This is a genomic window from Microbacterium sp. MMO-113 (assembly GCF_037148555.1).
Taxonomy (GTDB): Bacteria; Actinomycetota; Actinomycetes; order Actinomycetales; family Microbacteriaceae; genus Microbacterium.
Map to the genome: position 1 here is coordinate 202265 of NZ_JBBCTD010000003.1, position 19118 is coordinate 221382.

24 protein-coding genes are annotated in these 19118 nt (G+C 71.2%); 11 read left to right on the forward strand and 13 right to left on the reverse strand.

What is annotated here, in order from left to right; translation table 11 throughout:
* Nucleotides 1-109 precede the first annotated feature (109 nt).
* Nucleotides 110-1327 (forward strand): ROK family transcriptional regulator, encoded by a 1218-nt coding sequence (locus WFJ36_RS11495; protein ID WP_292790112.1) that lies wholly within the window; start codon nt 110-112, stop codon nt 1325-1327.
* Here the strand turns inward: WFJ36_RS11495 and WFJ36_RS11500 are convergent.
* Nucleotides 1279-2415, reverse strand: a complete 1137-nt coding sequence (locus WFJ36_RS11500) for a Gfo/Idh/MocA family protein (protein WP_025105576.1) — start codon at nt 2413-2415, stop codon at nt 1279-1281. The two genes, WFJ36_RS11495 and WFJ36_RS11500, sit on opposite strands and share 49 nt — an antisense overlap.
* The gene (locus WFJ36_RS11505) at nt 2415-3221 is read right to left on the reverse strand and encodes a sugar phosphate isomerase/epimerase family protein (RefSeq protein ID WP_292790114.1); all 807 of its coding nucleotides are present in this window, start codon (nt 3219-3221) and stop codon (nt 2415-2417) included. Before WFJ36_RS11505 ends, WFJ36_RS11500 begins: the two co-directional genes overlap by 1 nt.
* A gap of 106 nt (nt 3222-3327) precedes the next feature.
* Here WFJ36_RS11505 and WFJ36_RS11510 point away from each other — a divergent pair, with 106 nt between their 5' ends.
* Genes WFJ36_RS11510 through WFJ36_RS11520 form a run of 3 tightly spaced genes read left to right on the forward strand, consistent with a single transcriptional unit; the run spans nt 3328 to nt 5681 of the window.
* On the forward strand, nt 3328-3969 hold the full coding sequence (locus tag WFJ36_RS11510) for a TetR/AcrR family transcriptional regulator (protein WP_292790116.1): 642 nt from the start codon (nt 3328-3330) through the stop codon (nt 3967-3969).
* Nucleotides 3970-3978: 9 nt separating this feature from the next.
* Nucleotides 3979-4611, forward strand: coding sequence for a DUF4166 domain-containing protein (locus tag WFJ36_RS11515; RefSeq protein ID WP_292790118.1), 633 nt, complete (start codon nt 3979-3981; stop codon nt 4609-4611).
* Entirely contained in the window at nt 4608-5681 is a 1074-nt protein-coding gene (locus WFJ36_RS11520; protein WP_292790120.1) for an epimerase, read from the forward strand. Before WFJ36_RS11515 ends, WFJ36_RS11520 begins: the two co-directional genes overlap by 4 nt.
* On the opposite strand, the gene WFJ36_RS11525 is transcribed toward WFJ36_RS11520, so the two are convergent.
* The 4 genes from WFJ36_RS11525 to WFJ36_RS11540 are packed head-to-tail and all read right to left on the reverse strand — an operon-like array spanning nt 5615 to nt 8222.
* Nucleotides 5615-6559 (reverse strand): DUF1214 domain-containing protein, encoded by a 945-nt coding sequence (locus tag WFJ36_RS11525; RefSeq protein WP_071328794.1) that lies wholly within the window; start codon nt 6557-6559, stop codon nt 5615-5617. The genes WFJ36_RS11520 and WFJ36_RS11525 overlap by 67 nt on opposite strands.
* 33 nt (nt 6560-6592) lie before the next feature.
* Nucleotides 6593-6979: a PLDc N-terminal domain-containing protein gene (locus tag WFJ36_RS11530; protein WP_071328795.1), complete on the reverse strand. Its 387-nt coding sequence runs from the start codon at nt 6977-6979 to the stop codon at nt 6593-6595.
* Between the two features lie 39 nt (nt 6980-7018).
* On the reverse strand, nt 7019-7948 hold the full coding sequence (locus tag WFJ36_RS11535; RefSeq protein ID WP_336643318.1) for an aldo/keto reductase: 930 nt from the start codon (nt 7946-7948) through the stop codon (nt 7019-7021).
* Nucleotides 7949-8003: 55 nt separating this feature from the next.
* A complete protein-coding gene (locus WFJ36_RS11540) occupies nt 8004-8222 on the reverse strand; it encodes a helix-turn-helix domain-containing protein (RefSeq protein WP_256209422.1) in 219 nt (72 codons plus the stop codon).
* Nucleotides 8223-8316: 94 nt separating this feature from the next.
* On the opposite strand from WFJ36_RS11540, the gene WFJ36_RS11545 reads away from it, so the two are divergent.
* Genes WFJ36_RS11545 through WFJ36_RS11555 form a run of 3 tightly spaced genes read left to right on the forward strand, consistent with a single transcriptional unit; the run spans nt 8317 to nt 9749 of the window.
* Nucleotides 8317-8688 carry a helix-turn-helix domain-containing protein gene (locus tag WFJ36_RS11545; protein ID WP_240743011.1) on the forward strand — a complete coding sequence of 124 codons (372 nt, stop codon included), beginning with the start codon at nt 8317-8319 and terminating at the stop codon, nt 8686-8688.
* Nucleotides 8689-8712: 24 nt separating this feature from the next.
* Nucleotides 8713-9108: an ImmA/IrrE family metallo-endopeptidase gene (locus WFJ36_RS11550; protein WP_071328799.1), complete on the forward strand. Its 396-nt coding sequence runs from the start codon at nt 8713-8715 to the stop codon at nt 9106-9108.
* Between the two features lie 38 nt (nt 9109-9146).
* Nucleotides 9147-9749 (forward strand): GNAT family N-acetyltransferase, encoded by a 603-nt coding sequence (locus WFJ36_RS11555; RefSeq protein WP_071329112.1) that lies wholly within the window; start codon nt 9147-9149, stop codon nt 9747-9749.
* A gap of 24 nt (nt 9750-9773) precedes the next feature.
* Here the strand turns inward: WFJ36_RS11555 and WFJ36_RS11560 are convergent, their stop codons facing one another.
* Nucleotides 9774-9980, reverse strand: coding sequence for a hypothetical protein (locus tag WFJ36_RS11560; RefSeq protein ID WP_025105563.1), 207 nt, complete (start codon nt 9978-9980; stop codon nt 9774-9776).
* An 88-nt stretch (nt 9981-10068) separates the two neighbouring features.
* Here WFJ36_RS11560 and WFJ36_RS11565 point away from each other — a divergent pair, with 88 nt between their 5' ends.
* Nucleotides 10069-10680, forward strand: coding sequence for a flavodoxin family protein (locus WFJ36_RS11565; protein ID WP_071328800.1), 612 nt, complete (start codon nt 10069-10071; stop codon nt 10678-10680).
* 9 nt (nt 10681-10689) lie between these two features.
* Here the strand turns inward: WFJ36_RS11565 and WFJ36_RS11570 are convergent, their stop codons facing one another.
* The 4 genes from WFJ36_RS11570 to galU all read right to left on the reverse strand — a co-directional run bounded on the left by WFJ36_RS11570 (nt 10690) and on the right by galU (nt 13628).
* Nucleotides 10690-11001: a DUF7882 family protein gene (locus tag WFJ36_RS11570; protein WP_071328801.1), complete on the reverse strand. Its 312-nt coding sequence runs from the start codon at nt 10999-11001 to the stop codon at nt 10690-10692.
* A gap of 148 nt (nt 11002-11149) precedes the next feature.
* Nucleotides 11150-12001 (reverse strand): hypothetical protein, encoded by an 852-nt coding sequence (locus WFJ36_RS11575; RefSeq protein ID WP_071328802.1) that lies wholly within the window; start codon nt 11999-12001, stop codon nt 11150-11152.
* A gap of 82 nt (nt 12002-12083) precedes the next feature.
* Complete coding sequence (locus tag WFJ36_RS11580; protein ID WP_060921801.1) at nt 12084-12695, reverse strand: GNAT family N-acetyltransferase; 612 nt, start codon at nt 12693-12695, stop codon at nt 12084-12086.
* 45 nt (nt 12696-12740) lie between these two features.
* Complete coding sequence (gene galU, locus WFJ36_RS11585) at nt 12741-13628, reverse strand: UTP--glucose-1-phosphate uridylyltransferase GalU (protein WP_071328803.1); 888 nt, start codon at nt 13626-13628, stop codon at nt 12741-12743.
* A gap of 40 nt (nt 13629-13668) precedes the next feature.
* Between galU and WFJ36_RS11590 the strand changes: the two genes are divergently transcribed.
* From WFJ36_RS11590 to mscL, 3 genes are read left to right on the forward strand one after another with little or no spacing between them, the layout of a single operon-like run.
* The gene (locus WFJ36_RS11590) at nt 13669-14265 is read left to right on the forward strand and encodes a 5-formyltetrahydrofolate cyclo-ligase (RefSeq protein WP_071328804.1); all 597 of its coding nucleotides are present in this window, start codon (nt 13669-13671) and stop codon (nt 14263-14265) included.
* 15 nt (nt 14266-14280) lie between these two features.
* On the forward strand, nt 14281-14553 hold the full coding sequence (locus tag WFJ36_RS11595) for an FmdB family zinc ribbon protein (protein ID WP_025105556.1): 273 nt from the start codon (nt 14281-14283) through the stop codon (nt 14551-14553).
* 24 nt (nt 14554-14577) lie between these two features.
* Entirely contained in the window at nt 14578-15009 is a 432-nt protein-coding gene (gene mscL, locus WFJ36_RS11600) for a large conductance mechanosensitive channel protein MscL (protein WP_062636366.1), read from the forward strand.
* Between the two features lie 69 nt (nt 15010-15078).
* Here mscL and WFJ36_RS11605 read toward each other — a convergent pair whose 3' ends face one another.
* Both WFJ36_RS11605 and WFJ36_RS11610 read right to left on the reverse strand, forming a co-directional pair.
* Nucleotides 15079-15276: a hypothetical protein gene (locus WFJ36_RS11605; RefSeq protein ID WP_071328805.1), complete on the reverse strand. Its 198-nt coding sequence runs from the start codon at nt 15274-15276 to the stop codon at nt 15079-15081.
* Complete coding sequence (locus tag WFJ36_RS11610) at nt 15269-18949, reverse strand: AAA family ATPase (protein WP_256209423.1); 3681 nt, start codon at nt 18947-18949, stop codon at nt 15269-15271. Before WFJ36_RS11610 ends, WFJ36_RS11605 begins: the two co-directional genes overlap by 8 nt.
* Between the last annotated feature and the right edge of the window lie 169 nt (nt 18950-19118).

The window sequence follows — 19118 nt, forward strand, 5'->3', positions numbered from 1 at the left end:
GAGTCTGACACAGCCGTACCTACTTTTGCTAGCACCTCGTCAAAAGTTGTTTGTAACGAAACCGAAGTCGCACAACCGACTGCGAGAAGTGCTGTGCTTTACTGACGCCATGGTTGACGTGCTGAGACCGCTCGCGGCGCCCTCCCCCGGGACCGGCGAGATCTTCCAGATCCTCCGTGACGGACACGCGCGCACCAAGGCGGAGCTCGCCGCCCTCACCGGCCTCGCCCGCTCCACCGTCGCCTCCCGGGTCGACGCGCTGCTGGCCGCCGACCTCCTCCGCCCCGCCGGTGAAGCGGTGTCGACCGGCGGCCGCCCTCCCGCCCGCGTGGCGTTCAACCCGCGCGCCGGACTCGTCCTCGCCGTCGACCTCGGAGCCACGCACGCGACCGTTGCCGTAGCCGACCTCGCCGGCGTGATCCTCGTCGCGCGCACCCGCACCATCGACATCGGCGACGGCCCCGAGGCCCTGCTCGACGCGATCCTCGCGGAGGGGACGGCCCTGCTCGCCGCGACCGCCGACGGCCTTCCCCTCGTGGGCGTGGGCATCGGCGTGCCCGGCCCCGTCGAGCACTCCACGGGGCGCCCGACGAACCCGCCGATCATGCCGGGCTGGGACCGCTTCGACGTCCCCGGCTACGTGCAGCGCACGTTCGACGTCCCCGTCCTCGTCGACAACGACGTGAACATCCTCGCGCTCGGCGAGCAGGCCACGAGCTGGCCACGGGTGGACGACCTCGTGTTCGTGAAGGTCTCGACCGGCATCGGCGCCGGCATCATCGCCGGCGGTCAGCTCCAGCGCGGTGCCCAGGGGTCGGCGGGCGACATGGGTCATGTCCAGGTGCCGATGAGCGCCGGCTCGGGGCGGGAGCCGGGCGACGAACGGGATCTCGAGGCCCTCGCGAGCGGTTCGGCCCTCGCCGTGGCGCTGCGCGCCGAAGGCCACGACGTGCACAGCGCCTCCGACGTCGTCGACCTCGTCCGCGCCGGCAATGCGGCGGCCATCGAGGCCACCCGCCAGGCGGGTCGCGATGTCGGCGAGGTGCTCGCGACGGTCGTGAACCTGCTCAACCCGTCGATCATCGTGCTCGGCGGCAGCATCGCCCGCGCGGGCGAGCACCTGCTCGCCGGTGTCCGCGAGGTCGTCTACCGCCGCTCGATCCCGCTCGCCACCCAGCACCTCGCGATCGTGCAGTCGCAGGCGGGCGACCGCGCGGCGGTGCTGGGGGCGGCGATCATGGTCGCCCGCGAGGTGCTCTCCCCCGCGAACGTGGACCGCTACGTCGCCGCGAAGGGATCGAAGTCGGCGGGCAGCGCGCCCACCTGATCCAGCGTGCTCGCGACCTCCACGAACGTGCGCCGCGCTGCGGCTTCCTCGATCGAGAGGAGCGTGTCGAGCACGTGGTACCCGAAGTCGCCGGTGGCGACGTGCGGTCGGTCCTCCGCGATCGCGCGCACCATGTCGAGCAGCCCGAGCCCGCGCCCCGCGAGCACCCCCTCCGGCGCGACATCGACGACCTCCTGCACCACCGGCTCCGGCGGCACGAAGTGCCGGGACAGCGGCCGGGTGATCGTGATCGGCCCGCCGAACGTGTTCGGGTCGGGGATGACGAGGGTGCCCTCGGTTCCCGTGATCTCCACGATGCCCTGCCGCACCAGCGGCGAGTCCGTGCTGTAGAGGCTCTGCGCCTGACCGCCGCCTTCGAAGTCCATCAGGACGCTGAGCGTGGACGGGATCTCGACCGGGAACTCCTCCCCGGCGCGGTCGCCGACCTGCACGCGGCGGGTCGGCGACCCCTGCAGCCCGAGGGCGGCCACGGCGGCCACCGGCCCGAAGACGTGGACCAGGGTCGAGACGTAGTACGGCCCCATGTCGAGGAGCGGCCCCGCCCCCTTCGCGTAGAGGAATGCGGGGTTCGGGTGGAAGATCTCCGGCCCCTGCCACTGGAAGGTCGTCTGGCCGAACAGCGGACGGCCGATGTCGCCGCGCGCGATCGCGCGCTTCGCGGTCTGCACACCGGGGCCGAGGACGGTGTCGGGCGCGACGCCGACACGGAGTCCGGCCGCTGCGGCCGTCTCCAGCAGGCGTCGCGCCTCCTCGCGGTCCACGCCGAGCGGCTTCTCGGTCCACACGTGCTTCCCGGCGGCGACGATCGCCTCCGAGACGGCGACGTGCGCGGCGGGGATCGTGAGGTTCACGACGATGTCGATGTCGGGATCGTCGAGCACGACCTCGACGCCCCCGGCCCGCGGTACGCCGTACGCCGCGGCCTGCGCGCGCGCCCGCTCCTCGACGAGGTCGCCGATCGCCCGCACCTCCACGTCCGGGAAGCGCGTGAGGTTCTGCAGGTACTGGTCGCTGATGTTGCCCGCGCCGATGAGGCCGACGCCGACGACTCCGCCCCCGCGCACCATCAGTGCGCCGCCTCGGCGTCGAGGAAGACCCGGCTGCGCTCGATGGCGTCGAACAGATCGCCGTCGTAATGGTCGAACTCCACGATGGCGAGCTCGAGCGCGGACGCGGCGGCGATGGCCTCCCGGAGCGGCACGGCCCCGTCGCCCGCGGGCACCTGATCCGCCGGCGGGTAGGCATCGAGCAGCGCGGGGTCGAGCGTGCCGTCCTTCGCGTGCACCGCGATCACGCGCTCGCCCAGGCGCTCCACGAGGGCCACCGGATCGACGCCGCCGCGGGCGACCCAGTACAGGTCGACCTCCAGCACGACGCGCTCGTCGAGGTGCTCCGCGAGGAACTCCAACCCGGTCACCCCGTCGAACACGGCCTCCAGCTCGTGCGCGTGGTTGTGATAGCCGACCCGCACACCCGCCTCGGTGCCGATCTCCGCCGCTTCGTTGAGCAGCCGCGCGGTCTCGACGATCTGGTCGACCGATTCCCAGCGCGCCGGCTCGGTGTAGGGATCGATCACCGTGTCCATCCCGAGCGTCTTCGCGGCCGCGAAGACCTCGGCGGGCGGCGGGACGGGAGCCGTGGTGCCGGAGCCGTCAGGGCGCACGAAGGTCGGCGTGGCCAGGAACGCGTGCCCGGAGGGGGCGGTCAGTCCCGCGGCCGACACCGCGGCGGCCATGGCCTCCGCGCGCCGCACGAAGTCGTAGGGCTCGACCGCGGTGAACCCACGCGCCGCCACCGCGGCGAGCGTGCCCTCGAGGTCGGCCTCCAGCTGCTCGCGGATCGTGAACAGCTGCAGAGAGGTCTGGATCGTCATCGGTCGTGCTCCTCGGTCGTCGGTGACAGGAGGGCGTCGCGCGCCCTGCAGGCACGCTAGCACCGAATACCTCCAAGTGGAAGTTTCTAGTCGGTAGACTCGGGATATGCCCGCCGCATCCTCCGACGACTCCGGACGCCCGCGTCCCCGCGGGGCGTACGCCAAGGGCATCGCCCGCCGCCAGGAGATCCTGGACCGCGCGATCGAGGTCTTCGCGGCCCGCGGCGCCGACCGCACGAGCCTGCGGGCGATCGCGAAGGAGGTGGGGGTGACGCATGCCGCCCTCACCCACTACTTCGGGTCGCTGGAGGAGCTGCTCGTCGCGGTGTACGTGGAGAGCAACGCCCCGGGACGCAAGACCGAGCCGGAACCCGCGAACCCCGTCGAGGGGATGATCCGGTCGGCCAGGGCCAACCGCGAGGTCCCCGGTCTGGTGCAGCTGTACTCCATGCTTGTCGCCAGCGCGCTCGAGGAGGGCCATCCCGCCGCCCGCGCCTTCGCGACCGAGCGCTTCGCCCGCCTGCGGGCCGACATCGCCGAGACGGTCCGCGAGCAGCAGACGGACGGGCGCATCCGGGCCGACGTCGATCCTCTCGCGGTCGCCGCCCTCGTCGTCGCCGCTTCGGACGGCCTGCAGACCCAGTGGCTCCTGGATGACACGGCTCCGCAGCACGAGGCCCTCGCCCTCCTCGACCGTCTGCTCCGCCCGGCGGACGGCGCGGGTCGGGACAGCGTCCCCGAGGGCTAGGCTCGAACCGTGACGCCCGTGCCGCAGTCCCCGTACGCGAGGGCCCTCGGCGAGCGCCTCGCCGAGCTTCATCCCCGGCTCCGGACCTACTTCCAGGCGGTCCCGGACGGGATGGTCGGCGTCGGCGAAGGCACGTTCCAGCGCGTCGGCACGCCGCGCCGCGTGCTCTGGCCGCTCCTCCGCCGCCTCGAGCGGCGCGGGGTGATCGCCGCCCGCTGGGAGCGCGACGTGCCCTTCCGCATCGAGAACCGGACCATCGCCTCCCGCGCGATCGCCGAGCGCACCTTCCGGTTCGCGAGCGGGCCATGGGTGATGCGCGACGCCGTCGCGCCGACGCGGCACGGCCGCATCGTCGACGAGCTCGGCGAGCCCGGGCTGGTCGTGGCCTGCTTCACCGTGGAGCCCCGCGCGGGCGCCCTGCACCTGACCAGTCTCGCGGTGGGCATCCGCCTCGGGCGCTTCCGGCTCCGCATCCCGCGGATCGTGGCTCCCGTGGTCCGGCTCGTCGAGCGCTGGGACGACGAGGCCGGTCGCCAGCGGGTGCGCCTGACGGTCGACGCCCCGCTCCTCGGCCGCCTCTACGAGTACCGGGGCGATTTCGATTACGCCCTCGAACCCGATCGGAAGGACGACAGCGCATGAGCACGGACCGGGTGGTCATCGGCGGGGCCACAGGATTCATGGGGCGCTTCCTCACGGCCCGTCTCCAGGACGCCGGCCGCGAGGTCGTCACGATCTCCCGTTCGGGAAGCGACCTCACCTGGAGCGATCAGGACGGCATCGACGCCGCCGTCGACGGGGCCTCGCTCGTGATCGGCCTCGCGGGCAAGAGCGTGAACTGCCGCTACACGCCGCGCAACCGTGCCGAGATCTTCCGCTCCCGCCTGGACACGACCGCGGTCCTGAGCCGCGCCATCTCCCGCGCGGCCACCCCGCCGCCGCTGTGGATCAACTCCTCGACGGCCACGATCTACCGGCACGCGGAAGACCGGCCGATGACGGAGTCCTCCGGCGAGATCGGCACGGGCTTCTCGGTCGAGGTCGCCAAGGCGTGGGAGCGTGCCCTCTTCGCCGAGGCGCTCCCCGGCACCCGCCGCGTGGCCCTCCGCACCGCCATCGTCCTCGGCGACGGCGGGGTGCTGGAACCGCTGCGCACCCTCGCACGTCTGGGCCTCGGCGGCCCCCAGTACGACGGGTTCTGGCCGGTCGGTCCCGCGCGCCGCGCCGCCGGCACCGCGCACCTTCCCGGCGCCCGTCGCGGGCGACAGCGCTTCAGCTGGATCCACATCGAGGATGTGGCGCGCATCATCGAGTTCCTCGAAGAGTCCCCCGCTCTGGACGGGCCGGTCAACGCCGCCTCACCGCACCCCGTCGACAACGCCGCCTTCATGGCCACCGTGCGCCGCGTGCTGGGGGCGCAGGTCGGCCCGCCGATGCCGCGCTGGATGCTCGAGCTTGGCGCCATCGGCATCCGCACCGAGACCGAGCTCGTGCTCAAGAGCCGCTGGGTCCTCCCCGAGAAGCTCACCGCCGCCGGCTTCACCTTCCGCTACCCGGACCTCGAGGAGGCCGTCCGCGCCTCCTTCGCCGCCGCCGACGCGAACGCCCGGACGCACGCGGCGCGACCCGGCGGGCGCAGAGCTCGTCAGTCCGATTCCCGGAGCGTCGGGAACGTCCAGGTCCCGTCGAAGACCTCGGGGCGGGGTCGATAGAGGCGGACGAGGTAGTTCCAGCCCTCCGTGATCGGCAGCACGTTCGGCACGCCCTCCGGATGGTCGCCGAAGCGGACGGTGATCGTGCCGTCGTCGTTGCGGACGCCGGTGATGTCGTTGATCGTGTAGGCCTCGCGATCGTTCGGCTCGAAGAAGCCGTCGGCGTTGTACACCGAGATCGACCAGAAGCCGTCGACCGGCACCTCGCCGACCGTGAGCTCGTACCGGCCCACCGGCAGACGCGGATCGACGCCGATGTAACTCGCCTCGGATGACGGCAGCCCGCCCCAGCCCGCCGCCGTGCCGATGAGGTGCCGCACCGGGTCGACCTCGTCCTCGCTGCCGAACATGCGGTCGAAGCCGCGCAGGTTCCGCGCCAGCGCGAGCAGCGCCTGGCGGGTCTCGTCGAGGCTGACGGTGTCGTAGTCCGGCATCGCGAACGGCGTGGCCGACCCGCTGCGCAGCGCGATGCGGTCCTGCAGGGCCCCCACCTCCGCCACGTCCGCCGGGTCCGCCGGGTCCACGAGGATGCGCACGGCCAGCACGACGTACGGCGTCCCGAACTGCGCCACCGTCAGCGTGTGCTCGCCCGCCTCGTGGAAGATCGCATCGACGTAGTGGTTCTCGTCGACGACCATCGCCGAGAGGTAGCGGTCGCCGTGCTCCGGGATGGTGAACGTCGCGCCCTCCCTGATGTCGAGGACCGCGAAGCTGTACAGGGTGTCCCGGTTCAGCCGGATCACGGTCTGCCGGTCGATCGCGGCCGGAGCTCTGTTATGCAGGAACCGATCCACACCCCCGGCCTCCTTCTGGAGGTCGCGCATCATGCGGTGGGTCTCGGCGAGGGCGAAGTTGTCGACGTTCACGAGGATGCTCATGACGGCATCCTGGCAGGCCGGACCGCTCGGCGGCTAGGACGAAGGAAGAGCGTCGTCTCCCCGTTCCCGACGCCGCTTCTCGATCTCCTCGCGGAGCCGCCACTCCTCGATCTCGCGGTCGAGGTCCGCGATCTGCTGCTCGGTGGAGCGGACGTCGACCGGCGGCGCGGGGCGTGCGACCGTGGCCGTCGGGGCGGTCGGGCGCTCGGCGCGCCGCATCCGCGGAAGCCGGACACCACCCTCCCCGTACTCGCGGCCGATCGCGAACCACAGCGCGCTGCCGATCAGCGGCAGGAGGATCACGATGATGATCCAGACCATCTTCGGCAGATACTTCACCTGGGAGTCGTCGCGCGTGATGATGTCGATCAGCGCACCGATCATCAGCGCGATGACCAGAAGCGAGAACAGGAACGGCATGGGTTCAGGGTAGACGACGCGGAGACCGGAACCGCGACCTCACGGCAGCAGGTGTCCGGCGGCGCGGAAGAGCTCGTACCACTCGGCCCGGGTGAGCACGAGGTCCACCCCGGCTGCCGCCTCCTGCACGCGGTGCGGCGTCGTGGTGCCGAGCACGACCTGCATCCCGGCGGGGTGCCGGGTGATCCAGGCGGTGGCGATCGAGGTCGGTGTCACTCCATGGATTCCGGCCAGACGCTCGATCACCGCGTTGAGCTCGGGGTAGTCCGGGTGTCCGAGGAAGACGCCGCCGCCGAAACCGCTCTGGTAGGGCGACCAGGCCTGCATGGTGATGCCGTGGATCCGGCAGTAGTCCACGATGCCACCGCCGTCGCGCCCGATGCTCTGATCGTGCCCGGCCATGTTCGCGGCCACCGGCTGCGCGATGATCGGCGCGTGCGTGAGGGACAGCTGCAGCTGGTTCGCGACCAGGGGCTGCCGCACCGCGGTCTTCAACAGCTCGATCTGCGAGGGCGTGTGGTTCGACACCCCGAACGCCCGGACCTTGCCGGAGGACTCGAGGTGGTCGAAGGCACGAGCCACCTCGTCCGGCTCGACGAGCGCATCCGGCCGGTGCAGCAGGAGCACATCGATGTGGTCGGTGCGGAGGGCTGCGAGCGAGCCTTCCACCTGTCCGACGATGTGGTCGTAGGAGAAGTCGAACATGCCCTGCGCCGGCACGATGCCGCACTTGGTCTGCAGCACGATCTCGTCCCGCTCCGCGCCGCCGAGCTGCAGGGCATCCGCGAAGCGCGCCTCGCAGTGGTGCATCTGGCCGCCGTAGATGTCCGCGTGGTCGAAGAAGTCGATCCCGGCGTCGCGTGCGGTCGTGTACAGCGCGCGGATCTGCTCGTCATCGAGGCTGTCTATGCGCATCATCCCGGCGATCAGGGCCGGAGCGGTCGTCGATCCGAAGGAAACGGTCTTCATGCGCCCACGCTACTTCATCGCGTCCCGGCCGCCCGTGGCACGAACGGGCCTCTCCTCAGGGCGCGCAGGGGAGCAAGCGCGTGACGGGGACGCCGAGGACCATCGCGATCCCCGCGACATCCTCCATCGTGAAATCCGCACGCTCCTCGAGGAGGTCGGCCAGGGTGGCAGGGGCGATCCCGGCCTGCTCGGCGAGCTCCATGAACGACACTCCGGCGTGCAATCGCGCCGCCTCCACCGCTGATGCCATCAGATGACGCAATTCTGTCCCCATGCGCCTACGGTACCGCCACGCACGGACACCCACACTCCCACAACCCGCCAATATGACGGCATCCTGCTCTCGGTGCGCTGCTAAGGTGAGCCGGATGAAGACACCAGCCGAGCAGTTCAACGAGGCGATCGGTCGTCAGATGCGGGCGGAGATCGCGGCGGCACGCAGCAGCATCGCTGCCATGGCGCGCGACGTGGGCATCGCCCGGAGCGCGCTCGACAACTACGTGACGGGCAAGCGCGCCATTCCCGTCCCCGTGGTCTACGCGGTGTGCGCCACGCTCGGGGTCGAGCCACACGTCCTCGTCGCCCGGGCCGAGGAGCGCCTGGCCGCCGACGGCATGTCGGCGATCATCACCCCCTTCCGGCGCCGCACCGATGTCGCCACCCCGCGCGACAATACCCGCGAGGTCGCCTTCGAATCCGGATCCACCCGCGAGACGGACACCGACGACCTCTACGAGTAGACGACATCGACCGGACGGAGGCCCATGCAGCAGCTCCTCCGCCTGGCCGACGAACTCGATCTCCGTGTGATCGAACGCACAGGTCCCACCCCCGGGGGCTTCCAACCCGTCACCCGGACCATCCGGCTCGCTCCCGGGATGAGCAGGCGTACCGCCCGCAGCGTGCTCGCCCACGAGCTCGGCCACGCCCATCTCGGCCATCAGCCCACATGGCAAGCCACCTTCCGCGCGCGACAGGAGCGACAGGCCGATGAGTGGGCCGCGCGATGTCTGATCACGCCGGCGGCGTACGCAGCGGCGGAGCAGCTCCGCGGCACCCACCTGGCCAGCCTGGCGTTCGAGCTCGACGTGACGATCGAGATCGTCCTCGCGTTCCAGCGTGTGCTCCTCCGGAAGCACCCGTCCGAGCCCGCCGCCTGATGATCGGCGACGGCGGGCGACGCTGGTTGAATGACACCATGGCCTTCCTCGTCGCCCCCGCCCCCGTCACTCTCACCGGCGAGCTCGTCGAGCTCCGCCCTCTCGACCGGTCGCACGTCGACGGCCTCGTCGAAGCGGTCACCGAGGGCGACCTGTGGAGGACGGCCTGGTACACGTCGGTTCCGGCGCCCGACGGCGTCGCGGCTGAGGTCGACCGCCGCCTGGGCCTCGTCGCCACCGGCGAGATGGTGCCCTTCACGGCCTTCGACGTCGCGGGACGCGTGCTGGGACTGACGTCGTACTACGACATCGTCGCCGACGTCCCCCGGCTGCACATCGGATACACCTGGAACCGCCCGTCCGCCCATGGCACGGGCACCAACGCGGAATCGAAGCTGCTGCTCCTCCGCCACGCCTTCGAAACGCTGGGGGTCTTCCGAGTCGGACTGACGACCCAGTGGGTGAACTTCCAGTCCCGCGCCGCGATCGAACGGCTGGGAGCGAAGCAGGACGGCGTGATGCGAGCCATGAGCCGCTACCGCAACGGCGCACTCCGCGACAGCGTGGAGTACTCCATCATCGAGCCGGAATGGCCCGCGGTGCGGGCGAACCTCGAAGCGAGGCTCGCCCGGCGACGGTGAGCGCGGGGAGCCACCCCGCGGCGGTCACTCGGTCGGGCTGCCGGTCCAGTTCTTGGAGCGACGCGTGGCGGAACCGCGCTGACGCATCGCGAACCCGAGAGCCAGCGAGACGAGCAGGATGCCGCCGACGAAGGTGAGCGCGGCGAGCGTGTCCGGCATCTCGTGGGCGATCCCCAGCAGCCAGAAGCCTCCGAGGAACATGATCATGAAGAAGAGGAAGCTGAGGATCACGGGATCTCCTGTCGTCGGTGCTCTACCAGGATAGCCCGGACCCGGAAAGGCCCTGTGCCGCCGCCCGGATGTCTGGTGGAGTCGGACCATGGACACCTCCCTCACCGCCCTCGCGATCTCCTGCACCCTCAAGCCCTCCCCCGCATCGTCGAGCTCCGATCTGCTCGCACGTCAGCTGCTCGATGCCCTCGCCGAGCACGGGGTGACGGGTGACCTCGTCCGCGCCGTCGACCTCGACATCCGCCCCGGCGTCGAGAAGGACATGGGCGACGGCGACCAGTGGCCGACCCTGCGTCAGCGCGTCCTCGACGCCGACATCCTCGTGTTCGTCACGCCGACGTGGATGGGGCAGCACTCCAGCGTCGCCCAGCGCGTGCTGGAGCGCCTGGACGCCGAGCTCAGCGAGACGGACGAGCAGGGCCGCCCGATCCTCTTCGACAAGGTCGCGATCGCCGGTGTCCTCGGGAACGAGGACGGCGCGCACCACATCTCCGCGATCCTCTTCCAGGCGCTGAACGACATCGGCTACACGATCCCCGCGCAGACCTCGGTGTACTGGAACGGCGAGGCCATGCAGACCGTGGACTACAAGGACCTCGACGAGACCCCGGAGGCCGTGAGCTCCGCGATCACGACGGCGTCCCGCAACGCCGCGCACCTCGCCCGGCAGCTCGCCCGGCAGGCGTACCCCGCCGAGTAGCGGCTGCGCTCAGTCGGCTGGGCCGTCGACGACCTCGTCCACGAGGCTGATGCCTCCCGACGAGCTCGCCTCCACCATGAGGGCCTGGACCCACTTCACGTTCAGCTCCGGCGTCTCCGGCTCCGCGAAGGTGAAGCGCAGCGGGATCGACGGGTGCAGCCAGATCGTCGAGCGCCCGGGGACGTCGCCGTCCGGGTGCCTCCAGGACAGCGTGAAGCTCTCGTTCCGGCGGAGCTTGGTCGCGATCGCGACCTTCAGATGGGCCAGGGCGCGGTCCTCGATCTGGATCTCGCTGCCGGAGCCGTACTGCATGGTTCCCATCCCACGACTCTACGGGCGGACACGGCGCCGACGCGAGCAGCGACACTCGCGGTCGTCGTCGGCGCGCCGGCACGGACGAGGTGTCGGCATCGCTCTCGCTGAGCGGCACCGAGGCGTCAGCGGTGCAGACCCGCGCTCACCGCGACGGTCATCCGGCGGCCCGACGCTGGAGGAGCTGGCGGACGTGCGCCTCGATCTCGGCGTCGTCGACGAAGCCCATGCGGGCGTACGGGGATTCCGGTGCTGCCGGGAGGCTGACGGGCGCGGCCGGCGCCATCTCCTCGGCGCGGGCACGGAGCGCGGCGACCCGAGCGGCCTTGCGGCGCTCCTCCTGCGCATCGATCTCGGCGCGAGCCGCCTGGGCGCGCGATCCCGTGACCGACACCATCGGCTCCGGCAGCGGACGCGGGGTCCAGGTGGCGGGGCCCTGGTCATGCAGAGCCGGAGCGACCCTCTCCGCGACGGTCTCGACGGCCGCGGGCTGCGGACGCCGTGCAGCGCGCACAGCGACCGCGGCCATCCGCTGCAGGACGATGGTGGCGATGAGGGCTGCCACCCCACCGCTCCAGAGGAGCACCGCTCCCCCGGTGGCCAGGAGCTGCCAGATGCCGAGCCCGACGGCTGCGAGGCCGAGGCCGAGCGCGACGGTCGCCGTCAGCCGCACCCGTCGGCGGGCGCGAGCCCGACGGATCACGGGATCGGCGCGGGTGGCGGCGAGTTCCTGGCGGAGCGCCTCGAGCTCCGCGGCTTCCCGCTGGGCCTGCAGCCGCTTCGCGAGCTTCTGCTGGGCGACGACGGTCCGGGCGTTGAGCTCCATGTGCACCTCGCTGGGCGTCTCGCTCGTCTCGGCGAGGATCCGCAGCGCCTGATTGAGCCGCACGGCGTTCCGCTCGGCCGCGTTGTACTGGAAACGACCGCGCCAGGAGGGCAGCAGGTACAGCATCCACAGGAGCACGGCGACGAGCACGATCACTCCCCCGCTCAGCACCGGCCCGTCCATAGGTCAACGGTAACGGCGGCGGACCGGCCGCGCCGTGCAGTCGGGGCGCGTGTCGCGGCGTGTCCTTCCGCAACGGGCGACGTCAGAGGCTGATGCGGTCCGCCGGCGGGATCGTCGCCGCGTGCGGCGGCACCTGCCCGTGGATCCACCGGGCGAGGACGCCCTGGGGAACCTCCTCCTGCGTGAGGGCGAAGGCGTAGTGGTCGCGCCAGTCCCCGTCGATGTGGATGTACCGACGGCGCAGCCCCTCGTACCGGAAGCCGAGCTTCTGCACGACCCGCAGGCTCGCGGCGTTCTCGGGCCGGATGCAGATCTCCATCCGATGCAACCCGTACTCCGTGAAGCAGGCATCGGTCGCGAGCGCGACCGCGGTCGGGGTGATCCCCCGCCCCGCGAAGCGCTCGCTCACCCAATAGCCGATCGTCGCCGAGCACAGCGAGCCCCGCGCGACGCCCCAGACGTTCAGCTGTCCGGCGACCTCACCGTCGTACTCCATGACGAACGGGTAGCCGCCGCCATCCCGGTACTGCTGGAGCAGCCGGCGAATGCTGACCCGCATGTCGAAGGAGACCGCCCCGTGCGGGATCGTCGCCTCCCACGGCTGCAGCCACGCGCGATTCGCGAGCAGCTCCTGCTGCAGAGGCCGCGCGTCCTTCGTCCGGATCAGACGCAGTTCGACCGGTCCGTGCCGCATCCCCGTCGACAGCTCCACGCCGCACCTCCGCCGACCGCGAGGCGCCTAGAGGCGCTCCGCGAAGTCCTTGAGCCAGGGGCGCAGCTCCGAGCCCAGGTCGTCGCGGTCGGCCGCGAGCTGCACGATCGCCTTGATGTAGTCCACACGGTCGCCGGTGTCGTAGCGGCGGCCCCCGAAGACGACGCCGACCACGCCGGGACCGCCGTCCGCCGTCGCGAGCTCCTGCAGGGCATCGGTGAGCTGGATCTCGCCGCCCTTGCCGGGCTCGGTGCGCTCGAGGATCTCGAAGACGGACGCGGGGAGCACGTAGCGACCGATGATCGCGAGGTTGGACGGGGCGTCCTCCTTCGCGGGCTTCTCGACGAGGCCCGTGACGCGCACGGCGTCGGATCCCTCGATCGCCTCGACGGCGGCGGCGCCGTACATGTGGATGCTGTCCGGGTCGACCTCCATGAGGGCGATGACGGCGGCGCCCGTACGCTCGTGCTCCGCGATCATCTCCGTGAGCAGCGGGTCGCGCTCGTCGATGAGGTCGTCGCCGAGCAGCACGGCGAACGAGCTGTCGCCGACGTGCGTCCTGGCGCGGAGCACGGCGTGGCCGAGACCCTTGGGCTCGCCCTGGCGGACGAAATGGATGTCGGCGAGGTCGCTCGACTTCATCACGCGCTCCAGGCGACCGGTGTCGCCCTTCTCCATGAGCTTCACCTCGAGCTCCGGCACGGAGTCGAAGTGATTGGAGATCGCGTTCTTGTTGCGCCCGATGATCACGAGGATGTCCTCGATCCCGGCGTTCGCCGCCTCCTCGACGACGTACTGGATCGCCGGCTTGTCGACGACGGGGAGCATCTCCTTCGGCATCGCCTTCGTCGCGGGCAGGAATCGTGTCCCCAGTCCGGCGGCGGGAATGACAGCCTTGATCTTCTCGTGAGCCATTCCCACAGCCTACCGGTGGGGGCCGCCCTAGACTCGGACCATGGCTAACGACGTCGAGCACGCCAAGCGAGCCCTCCGCGCGGAGCTGCGCGAGCGGCGTCAGCTGCTGTCCGATCCGCAGCGCGAGGCCGCTGCCGCGGCGATCGGCGAGCGCCTCGACGCCCTCGTCGACGAGCTCGGCGCCCGCTCCGTCTCCTGCTTCCTCTCCACCACCACGGAGCCGGGCACCAGGGAGTTCGTCACCCGCGCGGTCCGCCGCGGGATCCGGGTCCTCCTCCCCGTCACGCGCTCCGACGGACTGCTCGACTGGGCGGTCGCCGACGACACCGACGAGATCGCGGAAGGCCTGTACGGGCTGCCGGAGCCGACCGGCGAGGTGCTGGGACCGATCGCGGTGAACGACGTCGACCTGATGATCGTCCCCGCCGCCGCCGTCGACCGCTCGGGGATGCGCATGGGCTGGGGCCGCGGCTACTTCGACAAGACCATCGGCTCCATGGAGAAATGCCCTCCGGTGTACGCGGTGATCTATGATTCCGAGGTACTCGACGAACTGCCGCGCGAGGTGCACGATCAGCCGGTCGACGGCATCGTGACCCCGTCGCAGACGCTGCATCTGTCGCCTCGGCGACGCTGACCCGCAAGGACCGCCATGCCTACCTACGCCTATGCCTGCACCGCGTGCGGGCACCAGTTCGACGCCGTCCAGAGCTTCTCCGATGACGCGCTCACGGTCTGCCCCGAGTGCGGCGGCGCACTGCGCAAGCAGTACGGCTCGATCGGCGTGACCTTCAACGGCTCCGGCTTCTATCGCACGGACTCGCGCGCCAAATCCGGGGGTTCGAAGGATGCTTCGGCATCATCGAAGTCGGATTCGACGACGAGCGCCAAACCGGCTGCTGCGTCGACTCCCGCCTCGAACTGAGGCCCAGTCGACTTGGGGGTTTCCATGCTCAAAGGTTTCAAGGACTTCCTGCTCCGCGGGAACGTCATCGATCTCGCCGTCGCGGTCGTCATCGGCACCGCCTTCACGGCCGTCGTGACGGCCGTGGTGAACAGCGTCATCAACCCGCTCATCGCGCTCTTCCTCAAGGCCGATGCGGCCGGCAAGTTCGGCATCCAGATCACGAACATCTACGGCGAGAAGGTCACCTTCCCGATCGGCGACCTCATCTCGGCGATCATCAGCTTCCTCGCCGTCGCGGTCGTGGTCTACTTCGTCTTCGTCCTGCCGATGAACACGTTCAAGGCCCACGTCGAGGCGCGCAAGGGCACGCCGGCCGAGGAGCCGGAGGAGGAGCCGGCCGCCGCGACCGAGGCGGAGCTGCTCGTCGAGATCCGCGATCTGCTCAAGACCCAGCAGGGCCCACGCGGCGTCTGACCGCACCGGCCTGACGACCCACGGCTCTCCTCGGAGGGCCGTGGGTCTTCCTCTTTCCGGGGGGCCGCGTCAGTAGTGCGGAGGCACGTCGCGGAGGAGCTGGTCGTCGTTGGGCCCCTTCCGATCGCCGGGGGCGGACCGGCGCGGCGTCTCACCCTCCGGGACCTCCGGCGTCGGGTCGCTGCCCTCGACGGGCGTCAGACGCGCCCGCCGGGAGCCCGGCACCCGGACGACCCGCTGACGCGGCTCGTCACGGCCGTCAGTCATTCCGGTGGTCGCCGAGGTCGAGGGGCTGCGTGTCGTTCTCCGCGCGCGGCGCCGACTCCGAGATGCCGAGCACCGTCGCGATCCGCGACGCCACGGTGCGCGGGTCGCTGTAGAGGTCGAACGCGTGCACGCGGACGTAGTGCCAGCCGAGGCGGCGGAGCACATGAGGGCGCAGTCGGAGCGTCTCGCGCAGCGACTCCCCCCGGGACTCCGGATCGGACTCGATCACGACGGCCTTGCCCTTGTGCTGCGCCACGAGCGGCAGAAGCCCCCGGTAGTCGACGTCGACGGAGGCCCCGAGACGCCGGAGCTCCCTGGCCAGTGCGAGCGTGAGCGGGTCGGCCAGATCCTCCAGCCTCGCATCGCGGGCACGAGCCGCGAGACCGCCGAGGATCGACATGAGCGTGGCCGCGCCGTGCTCGAGACGCCCGTCGTCGAAGGCCGAGGGGCGGATGGACGAGACGATCACCATGGAACGCCGCGCCCGGGTCATCCCGACCGTCAGCAGCCGCTCGCCGTCCGGCGTCGACAGGTCGCCGAAGTCGCTGAGGACCCGGCCGTGCTTGGTGAGCCCGAAGCCGAGCGAGAAGATGACGCGGTCGCGGCTCTCCGCGACGGACTCCTCGAGCGTGAGCACGGCGAACGGCTCCGCGGTGTCGCGCGCGACGAAGTCCGCGACGTCGGAGCGGCCGGCGAAGGCGGCGGTCACAGCGGCGCGCACACGCTCCGCGTGACGGGTGCTGGCGGTGACCACCATGAGCGACTCCGTCGGGCGATGCACCGCGTGCTCGACGACCAGCGTGACGACGCGGGCGACCTCGGCGTCCGGGCTCTCGACGGCGCCGGAGACGGGATCGGGCGTCCCGGTGCCTCCTTCGACGTAGTCGACCGTGAGGCTGCCGCGGCCCAGGTACGATCCGGCCCACGGAAGGGAGACGATCTCACCGCCGTAGAACGCGTCGTTGATGAGCTCCGCGAGATCCTCGCCGCCGGCACGGTAGCTCCGGGTCAGCGTCATCACGGGGAACAGCTCGGACAGGCGCTCGAAGACGGAGACCTCGTCGAACGGGACCTCCTCCTCCCAGTCCTCCACGGGGTCGACCGCGATGCGGAAGGGAGAGGGCCGCTGCGTGACCGGGTCTCCGAAGGCGACGACCTGGCGAGCACGGCGGATGGCCGGGGCCGCCTCGGCGAGGTTGATGGCCGCGGCATCGACGAGGAGCACGGTGTCGAACTCCACCGCGTCCGGGATCTCCGGGACGAGGTAGGGCGACGAGATCCAGACCGGAGCCAGCACGTCGACGAGGGTCGGTGCGGCGCTGACGACCTCGGCCGCCGTCGTGGCGGACTGGGTCAGGGCGCGGCGCAGGTTCTGGGACTGCTCGGGCTCGTCGACGATGGCGATGCGCCACTGGTTCGCGAGCTGCCAGGCGAGCAGCGGTCCGGCCATGGCCGCGTGCGCCTCGTCGACCAGCCGGAAGTCGCGCTCGAGGCGGTCGACCACCGCGGTGTTCGCTCCGAGCAGCGCACGGTTGTCCTGCAGCGCTCGTTCGAGGAGGGACTGCCACCAGGCGTACTCGAGCTCGTCCCCCACCCGCGCTTCGGAGACGTGGCGCACCGAGAGCTCGGTCAGCAGGGGCTCCAGGCCGAGAAGGGCGAGCTTGTCGCGCAGCTGCGCGCGCTCGACGAGGTTCTCGAAGACGTCGGACTTCGCGGCGAGACCCGCGAGCATGCGCACGAGTCGCGCGACCGGCAGCGAGGACAGCGGTTCGCGGCGGCCGAGTGCCGCGTCCAGCTCGGCGAGCTCGGCCTCCACCCGCTGCCAGGCGGCGAACACGTCGGCGAGCCCGAGCGGGATCTCCGGGGCGACGCCCGCGTCCACGTAGCGCTGCCACTGGGTGCGCTGGGTCTGGATGCGCAGCAGCGCCTCGTGCATCTCCGTCACGTGCACGCCGGGGCGGACATACTCCTTGGCGAGGCGGCGGAGCCGACGGCGGTTGGCCCCGGACATGCCGGGCGCGTCCCGTCGCGAGCCGTGCGCCTGGATGAGCTCCCCGAGCGGACGCTCGAACACCGTCGGGCTGAACCGGTCCAGGGTGTCGCGGATCCCCTGCAGCAGCTCGAGGTAATCGCCGAGCTCGTCGATCGTGGAGAACGGCCGCATATGGGTCTGCGCGATGAGCTCGTACCCGCGCTCGAGCAGGGCGGGCACGCTGTCGGCGTGGAGGCGTCCGGCGAGCTCATGGGCGGCGCGGGCCGCTTCGGTGCTGCCGAAGGTGACCCCGTACCAGGGCGAGTCGTTCGGTCCGACGCGGAATTCGCCGAGGCGAGCGGCCTGCGCCAGCGCTGCGGCCGCCTCCGTGCGGTCCTTGGCGAGCCTTCGCAGGGCGTCCACGCTCAATCGAGCCGTGGTCGACGGCGGGATCGACAGGGACGCGAGGCGGGTGAGGTGGCGGGTCGCGTCCAGGACGGAGGCGTCGAGACCGGGGACGGGGACGGTCAGCGCATCACGGTAGTCGCGCAGTACCGTGCGCAGCCGCACGAGCGCGTCGTCGACCTCGCTCACCTTGGGTGCGGTGGCCTTCTCGTTCCTGCCGATCGCACGGACGAGGTCCCGGCGCAGGCTCGCCGGGGACACCGCGAGGCCATCGAGGCCGATGCCGGCGAGGCGGTGGCGCACACCATCGAGCGTCGACCGGCGAGCCGAGACGACGAGCACCTTCTTGCCCGCGCGGACGAGCTCGCCCAGCGCGTTGATGACGGTCTGGGTGCCCCCGGTGCCCGGCAGCGTCGCCACGGTGAGGGAGTGACCGGCGGTGATGCGGGCCAGCACCGCCTCCTGCTCGGCATCCGCGTCGAGGAGCAGCGTGTCCGAGGCGGGCGCGCGGTCGTCCGGACCGACGTGGTGCGGGACGGCGCGCGGTGCCGTGACCTGCTCGCGATCGCCGACGTGGCCGCCGAGCGCGTTGAGGACCGGGTGGTCGAGGGTGCCGCCGTCCTGGGCCATGGCACCCGCGACGTCGGCGAAGGTGGAGACGACGAGTCGCGGCTCGACGGAGAACGTCTCGATGGATCGGGTCAGGCCGCGCAGGCTGTCGATCACGGGCTGCGGCTTGAAGATGCCGCCGTCGTAGGCGAGCGCGGCGAGGGCCGCGGCGTCGAGGGACAGTCCGAAGTGCTCGCGGGCGACGCGGACGAGCTCCGGATTCACCTCGAATGCGCCCTGCAGCTTGAGCTCGAAGTCGGTGTGGTGGCGGCGGATCGCGAGCGGGCGCAGCAGGACGGGAGCGGCGAACGTCGCCCCGCCGATGCGCCATCGGGCGACGCCGACGGCGAGGTGCACCGCCTCGATGCCGCGAACCGTGCGCAGCTCGGTGTTCTTGGCCGTGATCCGCTCCGCGGCCAGTCGCGCGGTGCGCAGGCCCACCTCGTCGCGGAAGAGGTTGGACAGGAGCGTCGACTTGCCGGTGATGAACTGCGGAAGACTGCCCGGGTGCGCCTTGGAGATGTCGATCCCGGATTCAGGCCCGTCGCGGAAGCTGCTCAGCGGCGAAGGACCGCCCAGATCGGCGGCTTCGGCCCGCAGACGCGTGCGCTCGGCCTCGGCGGCGTGCGCGATGCCGACTCCGGTGGACGAGTCGTGCAGGTCACCGAGGGACACAGCGCTGTCCACCGCTGTGTTGTTCGCAGACCTGCTTTCCCGTCGCCACACACTCACACCCTAGGCGCGACACCGTCGGAGATCGGTATCCACGGCGGGTTTCCGGTGAAAAACAGCCGGTACGACGCCCGCTCGGACTGCTCCTCCCCGCGCGGTCGTGCGCTCACGTTGTCCACGGAAC